Origin of the sequence: Lentibacter sp. (assembly GCF_029254145.1) — a bacterium.
Lineage (GTDB): Bacteria > Pseudomonadota > Alphaproteobacteria > Rhodobacterales > Rhodobacteraceae > Lentibacter.
The window spans coordinates 1-8,832 of sequence record NZ_JAQWYD010000077.1 but is presented as its reverse complement, the minus strand read 5'-3'; the positions used below and the strand labels follow the sequence as shown (position 1 = coordinate 8,832).

The window sequence follows — 8,832 nt, the reverse complement described above, 5'->3', positions numbered from 1 at the left end:
GCACGCTCCGACCAAGCCTCCTTCAAGCCCCGAACATGTCCGCGGTGATCCCAGCATACCAGCCGATGCTTTCCTCATAAGTCGCTTTGCGCAAGGCTGCGTCTTCACCTGTCTGGCTGACAAACCCGTCAACTTTGGCGATCTTTTCATCTGTCGCCTCATAGGTCGCGCCCACTTTAACGCCATCATCCGTATCAATCAGGCTCCAGCAGGTGTTGGAGAACTTCGCAGGGAAGACTTTGCTTCCCGTCAATGCCCCACGCACCGCCATCGCACAAACTTTGGCCTGCGAATTCGCCGAGAAGCCCGACTTAGGCATATCGCCTTGGTTCGTCGCATCACCCAGCACATAGACGTTCTCATCCGCTCGGCTCTGCATTGTATGACCAATCACAGGCGCCCAATTGCCTTCGTTGATACCGGCAATTTCGCAAATCCGTCCCGCTTTCATCGCAGGAATGACGTTGCATACGTCCACTTTGGTCACTTCCCCATCAATACTGACAGTCATGTCGTCCGCATTGACTTCGACATTGCCACCGCCGAACTCGGCGCCGATCCAGTCAACCATCCCGCTGTAATGATTGTTCCAGCCTTCCTGAAAAAGTCCCTGCTTTGAGAACTTTTCCTTGGGGTCCGCCACAATGATCTTGGCGGTCGGATTGATGTTCTTCAAGACATGCGCGACCATGCTCACCCGCTCATACGGGCCAGGAGGGCAACGATAGGGGTTGGGCGGCGCAACCATCGCAAAGATACCACCTTCAGGCATCGCCTCGACCTGCGCTTTGAGAAGCTCAGATTGTGACCCCGCCTTATAGGCATGTGGCATCTTGTTTTGCTTGCTCACGTCCCAGCCGGGAACAGCGCCGTCGACAAAATCGATACCCGGGCTGAGGATGAGCTTGTCGTAAGGCAAGACAGCCCCGCCCGCGAGGGTCACGGTCTTCGCCGCGCGATCCACATCAATCGCCCAGTCATGGACCACATTGACCCCCTCGTTCGCCAATCCGCCATAAGAGTGGCCAATCGAGCTCAGCTCGCGAAAACCACCGATATAAAGGTTGGAGAAAAAGCAGGTGTAATAGGCACGGCTCGGCTCGATCAGCGTGACATCAATCTCGCCCTTGCTGTCGCGGGCCAGATAGCGCGCAGCCGTTGCGCCCCCCGCACCACCACCAATCACAATAACCTTGCCCGCGCCGCCGCCTGCGGCGCGCACATGCGGCGCGCTTAATAGCGTGGCAGCCGCCGCACCAGTCCCAATAAAGGCTCTTCTGTTGAGTTTCATTTTCTTTTCCTCCCTTTGAAAACAAATATTTATTCTAGGTTCTTAAAGTATGCCGCCAGAGCGGCAATCTCCTCGTCTGTCAGCCGTCCCGCCATCATCTGCATCACAGGATGTGGCCTAATCTTGCGTTTGTAAGCGTGCATCGCCACCACAAAGTCCTCATCAGGCCATTGCGTAATCGACGGGATACCATCGTCACCACCACTGCTCTGATGGCAAGTGGAGCATTCACTGGCCAGATATTCGCCGTACTCGGGGTCTCCAACAAGTGCGAGAATTTCTGGCTCCAGCTCGACCTCCCGTGGAACACCCGTTGGCTGCGCCTCTGGAATATCGGCCGGGCTGGCCGAAAAGCTGCGCATATAGGCCAAAAGATCCGCACGCATTTCAGGGTTCTTTATCCCACGAAAGTTCATTCGGGTGCCGCTCACGAGCGCTTTGGGATTCTCGATATAGGCATCAAGCGTGCGAAAATCCCAAACAAGCCCGTTCTCGCCTTCGCGCCGCAACCCCTTGGAATATTTGTAATCTTCCGCGAAAACTGCGGCAGCACGGCCAAAAACTCCGTTTAGATGCGGCCCCACGCGGTGCTCCGCCCCATAGCCGATCTGATGACAGGATGTGCATTGGTGAAACACCTTAGCGCCACGCTCCGCATCTCCAATCTCTTCAGCCCCCGCAGCACTCGCAAGTGCCGCAAAAGCCAACGCCTTACCAAACGTCTGGATCAATCCCCTGTGCCTCCAATTCCGCAAACTTGTCCTGCAAATAACGTTGGAAAGTTTGCTCCTCAAATTCCCTCTCCGCCACAAACTCAAGTGAGGAAAGATAATGAAACGGTTTCAAATAGCCGGGCATGCGAAAGCTTTGAGCCGCGCTCACGCTGACAGCACCTGCGTTAGAATTGTGCATCAAAATCGTCGTGGGCGTGAAATTCACCCCCCACTTCGCCGCCAGATCCCGCTCTTCAAGCGCCTGCCCGTCAAAGTCGAGAACCTCACGCGCCCCGAACATATCCAGCTGAATAACATCATAACGCGCCTTGATGTAGTCGCTCAGCTCACTGCGCGCAAAATTCACTTCATGCAGCTCACGGCAATAAGGGCAGCCGTTCTGCTCATAAAGGATCATCAAATGACGTCCGTTATCAGCCGCCGCAGCCAGATCATCGCCCAGCTCAAGGAATGTATCTAAAAACCAAGGTTGTTTGTGCAGGCCGTCGTCGCCCACCTCAGCACCAAAGCCCGTCCGCGCAGCCCCGAAGGCCGCGGCTCCCGAAAATGTAAACTGCCGTCTCGTTAGCATATCCCCTCCTCCCAAAGGTTCCTGCTACGCAGCATGCCACAGAATTATTCTGAGACAAAACGGGGGCGCAAGAAAATGCGCCCCCATTGGTACGTCTTAGGGGAAAGATTTCAGATATTCGGTCACTGCGCGAATATCGTCTTCCTTCTTCAAACCTGCGAAAGACATTTTAGTCTTCTTCACAAAGTCTTTGGGCTTGGTCAGGAAGGCCGTCATATTCGCCTCATCCCAGACCATTCCGCTTTCGCCCATCTCAAGCAATGTCTTTGAGTATTTGAACCCATCGATATGACCAAGCTTTGCGCCCACAACTCCGTTCAGGACCGGACCTGTCTTGTTCTTCGCGCCTTCGCCCACTTGGTGGCAAGCTTTGCACTTTTTGAAGACTTTCTCGCCCTCCGCAACAAGCTCCATGTCCAGCGCCGCTTCTTCTACAACAGGTTCGGCCGCAGCCTCTTCTGTTGCAGCTTCTTCGACGACAGCTTCCGCCGCTGCGGGCTCGGCATCAGGATCATCAGGTGAGTTGGGGTCGCCTTTGAACACAACGTTTTTGATGATCTCGACTGTATCCTTACAGTCCGTCATGCAAGGCTCATGCACAAAATGCGCCTCTGACGTGCGGCGATCATCAATGATAAACCCGCCCGCGTTTGGCATCTCTACATCCAGAAATGTCTCTTTTGAGAGCACAAAATCATCATCAACAAGGTCATTGGAGAAGAGGATATAGGCCACAATCGCGTAGACTTCATCATTGCTCAGCGTTTGCGCTGCGCCAAACGGCATCGAGCGGTTCACATAGTCCCAAGTCGTTGAAAGGTATGGCCAATATGAGCCAACTGTTTTCAATGGATCTTTGTGGTCTAGCGTGCCAGCACCGCCGGCAAGCTTGGGCCAGTTGCCCACACCTTCAGCAAAGTCACCGTGGCAAACGCCACATTGCTCAGCAAAGACTTCTTCACCAGTCCAGACATCGCCCGAACCCTCTGGCAAGCCAGAGCCATCAGGGTGAATGTCCTTGTTCCATGCCGCGATTTCGGCGTCTGTCGCCGCGCGGCCAAGGCCGAGCTTCTCAGCAGCCGCAGGGCTCGCCGCAGCCAGCGCAAGGGCCGCAACTGTCAGTTTAAGATACTTCGACATTGTCTGCCTCCCCGTTTGGCTGAACCCACCAAGTCTGGATTGAGTTGTTGTGATAGATCGAGTTTTCGCCGCGCACTTCGCGCAGCTCGTCTTTTGTCGGCTGAACATAGCCTGTCTCGTCCATCGCACGGGCCTGAAGGAACATCTCCTCCCCATCCCATGTTGTATCAAGGTAAAAGCGCGACAGCGCCATTTTCTCTCCAGGCTTGGCCAAGCGCGCAGTTTCCCACGTCTTGCCGCCATCCTTGGACACATCCACACGCGTAATCGCGCCACGGCCCGACCATGCCAAACCGGTGATAACCAAGGGGCCCTTGCCATGCTTGATCGGCATCTGCGGGCTCGGGCTTGTGATGATAGATTTCGCATCCATCTCCCATGTCCACTTGCGGCTCGTGCCATCGGCAAGCGTGTCAGTGTATTTTGATGTCTCTTCGCGGCTCTCAACAGCGGCTTCCATCACTTCGATACGGCGCAGCCATTTGACCCACATGTTGCCTTCCCAGCCAGGAACGCAAAGGCGCACAGGATAACCGTGCTCCATACGCAGAGCCTCGCCGTTGGCCTTAAAGGCCACAAGGCAGTCATCCAGAGCCTTTTCCATAGGGATTGAGCGGCCATTGGAGCTCGCATCCGCGCCCTCCACGTAAACCCACTTGTCCTTAAGATCACCTGCCGCATCAAGGCCAGCTTCTTCAAGCAACGTGCGCAAGCTCACACCCGTGTATTCCATGTTGTGGATCATACCGTGGGTATACTGCGCACCATTCAGCTGGGCGCCAGCCCATTCCATGCCAGTATTCGCCGCGCATTCGCAGAAATATACGTGGTTCTCGCGCGGGAAACGCTCGAGATCTTCGTATGTGAAAACCAAAGGTTGGTCGACCAACCCGTTGATCATCAAACGATAATCTTCTTTCTTCAGCTCGATCGCGCCTGAGTGATGGCGTTCGAACGCACAGCCCTGCGGGGTGATCGTGCCGTCCAACGCGTGGATCGGCGTGAAGTTGATCGAGCTGATCTGATCAGCCGTCAGCCACTCTACAGTGCGGCGGATAACATCGCCTTCATACTTGATTGGCAGGCCATAAGGTGTCTCGTCCACCCCTGCTCCAAGGCCCGAGGCCCATTCCTGCACTTCTGTAATCAATGGGTCATCCGCATGCGCCGTGCCGGCCACTGCCGCCACTGGTACAGACGCCGCCGCTGCTTTCAAAAAAGCGCGGCGCGATGGCGCCTTTATTCCCGAGCTTTCTGACATCGAATCTCGCCTCCCTGTTTTTAGTCTTATTCACAATATTGAATTTATTCGCGTTTGTATACCGTCATATTCTTTTCAATGAATAACTTATTGACGCAGCCTGAACCCCCGCTGAAACAGCCATATCAGACACGCCCGCCCCGCCACCGACATTCTAACTTAGTCATGGTCAGATTAACGATGCGGGACAATTCTTCCTTTCGCAGCGAGCCCTGCCAAAGCTTGCTCATCGCTCGAACCTCTCTCTTGCCTTACGCTCCGCTTGACCGCGCTTGGTCCATGTCGGAAACTGCTCCAAAAGTTGAGGCCCGTTTATGAGTGATACCCCCTATTCTTCACAGCCCCCCAAGGCGTTCTGGCGAACAGCCGTCGCAGAAACTGGCATATGGGGCTATGATGGCCTCTTTCGCTCAAAATGGAAGCTCCCCGCAAACGCCGCATTCGCAACCTACGGCAGCTGCTTTGCCCAGCACATCTCTCGTGCAGTGCAAGCCAACGGAAAACCATGGGTCAATGCAGAACCTGCCCCCGCCTCAGCCACAAAAGAGGTCACCGCACGCTTTGGCTATGGCGTTTACTCCTCCCGCACCGCCAATATTTATACGGCACGGATGCTAGAGCTTTGGGTTGCATTGGCCCAAAAGCCCGAGCGCTGCACCGCCATCGAGATATGGGAGAATGAAGGCCGCTTCCGCGACTCTCTGCGCCCGGCAATAGAGCCTGAAGGGTCCGGCTCACACGCAGACTGCCTCGAAATGCTTCAGAACACGGCCCGCGCCTTTGGCCGCTCTGTTCGAGAAGCCCAAGTCTTTGTCTTTACCATGGGTCTCACCGAAGGTTTTGAACACGCCGAAACACGCCAGCCCTACGCGCTCTGCCCCGGAACTCTCGCAGGCTCCTATGACGCAGCCCAGCACAGCTTCGTCAATTACCGCTACCCCCAGATCATGAAATCGATGAAATCCGCAGTCCGCGGATTGCGCACCCTCAATCCCGAGATCAAAATCCTGCTCACAGCCTCCCCCGTGCCACTCACGGCCACAGCAACAGGCCATCACGTTCTGCTCGCCACCCAGTATTCCAAATCCGTCTTGCGCGCCGTCGCGGGTGATCTGGCTGAAATGGCCAAAGACATAGACTATTTCCCAAGCTACGAAATTATCGCAGTGCCCCCGACCCGCGCCCAGTTTTTTGCGCCCAATATGCGCTCGGTCGCGCCCGAAGGCGTCGCGCTGGTGATGGAGCACTTCTTTCGTGGTATGCGCTTTTCAAAATCCAAACTGCCAAAAGATGAGGCCGAAGCCCGCCGCCGCGCAGGTGTCGCTGCCGAGGCTACCGCAGAAGAGCTCGCCTGCGAAGAAATCTTGCTCGATCAGGGCGCCAAAGCATGAGTCGGCTGATTGTCGTCGGGGACAGCCACGCCCGCGCACTCGCCCTTGGGGCGAAGGCTTCTGGATATGACTGCATCAGCTTCGCCACCTCTGCCGCTGCATGGCGCGACGGGGTCATGCGCCTGCAAGCAGACGGAACCCTGTCCTCAAAACGCTTTCGCGCACGCCAAAAGATCGAGAGTTTCGCCAAAGACGTCGGCAGCGCCACCCCTCTTACATCCGGCGCGCCCGTTGTGGCGAGCATCGGCTATCACAGCTCTCAGTTCCTCACCGAAATGCGCATGAACAAACTTGGCCTCAGCCACGTGCCCTCCAAATCCGCAGAAACCCTCCTCTCGCCTGCCTTTCTCGCCGCTTGGCTTAAAGGCGCACGCGCAGAGGCGCTTGATGGCCTCGCCAGTATCGCAGAAAGCGCGCCACTCGTTGTCGTGACCCCGCCCCAGTTTGAAGACACCCCACTCCTGCACGCTCTCAATGACGCCCTGAGCCAGCTCATCCGCGACCGCGGCCTGCCGCTCTATGACCCAAATACCGATCTTGCGGATAAATCAGGCACACTCGCTGCCAAATTCGCCCATGAAGACGGCAAACACGGCAATGAAGCTTTCGGAACCGAGATCTTCAAAACGCTCGCGCGCCAGAAGCTAATTCCGAAGCCTCCAGCGCGCAAATAAATATTTATAGCAATGCCTTACATGGTTGAGTTAACAGCGCCGCCATCCAGCAAAATGTTCTGACCAACGATAAAACCCGCGTACTGAGAGCACAGGAATGCACATGTTGCGCCAAACTCTTCCGCCGTGCCGTAGCGCCGCGTCGGAATGGTCGCCTCGCGCTGCTTTTGCGCCTCCTCAGCGCTGATTCCCTGCGCACGCGCCACCCCCGCATCCAGCGAAACCGCACGATCTGTCGCGTGAATCCCGGGCTGCAAGTTGTTGATCGTGACACCAGATGGCGCGACCTGACGCGCCGTACCCGCCACAAAGCCTGTCAGCCCTGCACGCGCAGAATTTGACAAACCCAGCACAGGAATAGGCGCTTTCACAGACTGGCTGGTGATGTTCACAACACGGCCCCAGCCCTGCGCTTGCATGTGCGGCACGAGGGCCTGCATCAAAGCAATTGGCGTCAGCATATTTGCATCCAGCGCCGCAACAAAATCCTCGCGGCCCCAGTCGGTCCACATGCCTGGGGGTGGGCCGCCTGCATTGGTCACAAGGATGTCGACATTCTCCGCCGCCGCGAGCACTTTTGCACGCCCCTCTTCTGTGGTCACATCCGCCGCCACAGTGGTAACTTCAACACCATATTTCCCGGCAATATCAGCCGCAACAGCCTCCAGAACCTCCGCGCCACGCGCGTTCATAACAAGATTCACGCCCGCTTCGGCCAGCGCCTCGGCACAGCCACGGCCCAAGCCCTTGGATGATGCGCAAACAAGCGCCTTCTTACCGGCAATTCCCAAGTCCATGTCGCACTCTCCCAATTGTTCGCCAGCACAAAACCCCAAAACACCCTCAAAGGCCAGAGCAGAGACGCAGACTTGCCGCGCTTTTGCCCCAATCCTATACTAGCTTTTTGCAGTGTTCCCCGCGTGAAGAGTGTTCATGATTATGAGTGAGACGGCCCAATCCCTGCAAGTCTACCCTGCGCCCATGATGCCAGTCTCGGGCGGAGCCAACTTTGGCGATAACCTGAGCTTTGCCGCCGATCTCATGCTTGACGATTATTATCAGCTCGCGGCCGAAGCTGCCCCCCTTCGCCTTGGTCTACACGCGCTGGAAAATGGACACTTCCGCATTGGCGACAACACTCAGACAGGCAAAATCGGCGCAACCGTTGTACTCGACAGCTGCATCACCCTGATGGATGCCCAGAGCCAAGCCATCGAAGTTATCCTCCTGGTTGAGGTCAATGAAGAGGGCCATGTCGCCCAAGTCTACGGCATGCCCCTCGCACCGCTTGAGCCGAAAGAAGACTATCGCCTCGTCGGCATAGATGCAGAAAACGCCCCCCTGCGCTTTGCTCAGGTGGCGTGTGTTGCTTTCACACGCGGCACACGCCTGAGCCTTGCCACAGGCGAACAACGCTCCGTCGAAGCCCTCAAAATCGGCGACAAACTCCTCACACGGGACGATGGCCCACAAGAAATCCGCTGGATCGGTCATCACACCGTCCGCGCGTTGGGCGATTTCGCCCCTGTGATGATCACCAAGGGCACGCTTCACAACGAGAACGATCTTCTCGTCTCACCAGACCACCGCCTCTTTGTCTACCAGCGCGAAGACAAGCTCGGAGCAGGCCGCGCAGAAGTGCTGCTTAAGGCGCGCCACCTCGTCAACGGCGAGAGCGTCTTTGTTCAGGAAGGCGGCTTTGTCGACTACTTCCAAATCCTCTTTGAGAACCATCAAATTGTCTTCGCTGAAGGCATCGCCGCCGAGACC

General features: G+C 56.4%; 9 protein-coding genes. 3 read left to right on the top strand and 6 right to left on the bottom strand.

Annotated features, from left to right (window positions below; genetic code table 11):
* Nucleotides 1-22 precede the first annotated feature (22 nt).
* From P8O11_RS09115 to soxC, 5 genes are all read right to left on the bottom strand, one after another.
* The gene (locus P8O11_RS09115) at nucleotides 23-1,291 is read right to left on the bottom strand and encodes an NAD(P)/FAD-dependent oxidoreductase (RefSeq protein ID WP_300293796.1); all 1,269 of its coding nucleotides are present in this window, start codon (nucleotides 1,289-1,291) and stop codon (nucleotides 23-25) included.
* 29 nt (nucleotides 1,292-1,320) lie between these two features.
* The gene (locus tag P8O11_RS09110) at nucleotides 1,321-2,019 is read right to left on the bottom strand and encodes a c-type cytochrome (RefSeq protein ID WP_089889033.1); all 699 of its coding nucleotides are present in this window, start codon (nucleotides 2,017-2,019) and stop codon (nucleotides 1,321-1,323) included.
* Nucleotides 2,003-2,596, bottom strand: coding sequence for a thioredoxin family protein (locus P8O11_RS09105; protein ID WP_300293795.1), 594 nt, complete (start codon nucleotides 2,594-2,596; stop codon nucleotides 2,003-2,005). Before P8O11_RS09105 ends, P8O11_RS09110 begins: the two co-directional genes overlap by 17 nt.
* 96 nt (nucleotides 2,597-2,692) lie before the next feature.
* The gene (locus P8O11_RS09100; RefSeq protein WP_300293794.1) at nucleotides 2,693-3,736 is read right to left on the bottom strand and encodes a c-type cytochrome; all 1,044 of its coding nucleotides are present in this window, start codon (nucleotides 3,734-3,736) and stop codon (nucleotides 2,693-2,695) included.
* Nucleotides 3,720-4,997 carry a sulfite dehydrogenase gene (gene soxC, locus P8O11_RS09095; protein WP_300293793.1) on the bottom strand — a complete coding sequence of 426 codons (1,278 nt, stop codon included), beginning with the start codon at nucleotides 4,995-4,997 and terminating at the stop codon, nucleotides 3,720-3,722. Before soxC ends, P8O11_RS09100 begins: the two co-directional genes overlap by 17 nt.
* 314 nt (nucleotides 4,998-5,311) lie before the next feature.
* Here soxC and P8O11_RS09090 point away from each other — a divergent pair, with 314 nt between their 5' ends.
* Nucleotides 5,312-6,388 carry a GSCFA domain-containing protein gene (locus P8O11_RS09090; protein WP_300293792.1) on the top strand — a complete coding sequence of 359 codons (1,077 nt, stop codon included), beginning with the start codon at nucleotides 5,312-5,314 and terminating at the stop codon, nucleotides 6,386-6,388.
* Nucleotides 6,385-7,062: a hypothetical protein gene (locus P8O11_RS09085; protein WP_300293791.1), complete on the top strand. Its 678-nt coding sequence runs from the start codon at nucleotides 6,385-6,387 to the stop codon at nucleotides 7,060-7,062. Before P8O11_RS09090 ends, P8O11_RS09085 begins: the two co-directional genes overlap by 4 nt.
* 17 nt (nucleotides 7,063-7,079) lie before the next feature.
* Here the strand turns inward: P8O11_RS09085 and P8O11_RS09080 are convergent, their stop codons facing one another.
* On the bottom strand, nucleotides 7,080-7,859 hold the full coding sequence (locus P8O11_RS09080) for an SDR family oxidoreductase (RefSeq protein WP_300293790.1): 780 nt from the start codon (nucleotides 7,857-7,859) through the stop codon (nucleotides 7,080-7,082).
* A gap of 136 nt (nucleotides 7,860-7,995) precedes the next feature.
* Between P8O11_RS09080 and P8O11_RS09075 the strand changes: the two genes are divergently transcribed.
* Nucleotides 7,996-8,832: Hint domain-containing protein (locus P8O11_RS09075; RefSeq protein WP_300293789.1), on the top strand; the 837-nt coding region annotated here is incomplete at its 3' end.

Bases quoted from the DNA above. Each gene is read 5' to 3' on its own strand.
- soxC (WP_300293793.1), bottom strand. From the start codon at position 4,997: ATGTCAGAAAGCTCGGGAATAAAGGCGCCATCGCGCCGCGCTTTTTTG.
- P8O11_RS09080 (WP_300293790.1), bottom strand. From the start codon at position 7,859: ATGGACTTGGGAATTGCCGGTAAGAAGGCGCTTGTTTGCGCATCATCC.
- P8O11_RS09085 (WP_300293791.1), top strand. From the start codon at position 6,385: ATGAGTCGGCTGATTGTCGTCGGGGACAGCCACGCCCGCGCACTCGCC.
- P8O11_RS09090 (WP_300293792.1), top strand. From the start codon at position 5,312: ATGAGTGATACCCCCTATTCTTCACAGCCCCCCAAGGCGTTCTGGCGA.
- P8O11_RS09115 (WP_300293796.1), bottom strand. From the start codon at position 1,291: ATGAAACTCAACAGAAGAGCCTTTATTGGGACTGGTGCGGCGGCTGCC.
- P8O11_RS09105 (WP_300293795.1), bottom strand. From the start codon at position 2,596: ATGCTAACGAGACGGCAGTTTACATTTTCGGGAGCCGCGGCCTTCGGG.
- P8O11_RS09100 (WP_300293794.1), bottom strand. From the start codon at position 3,736: ATGTCGAAGTATCTTAAACTGACAGTTGCGGCCCTTGCGCTGGCTGCG.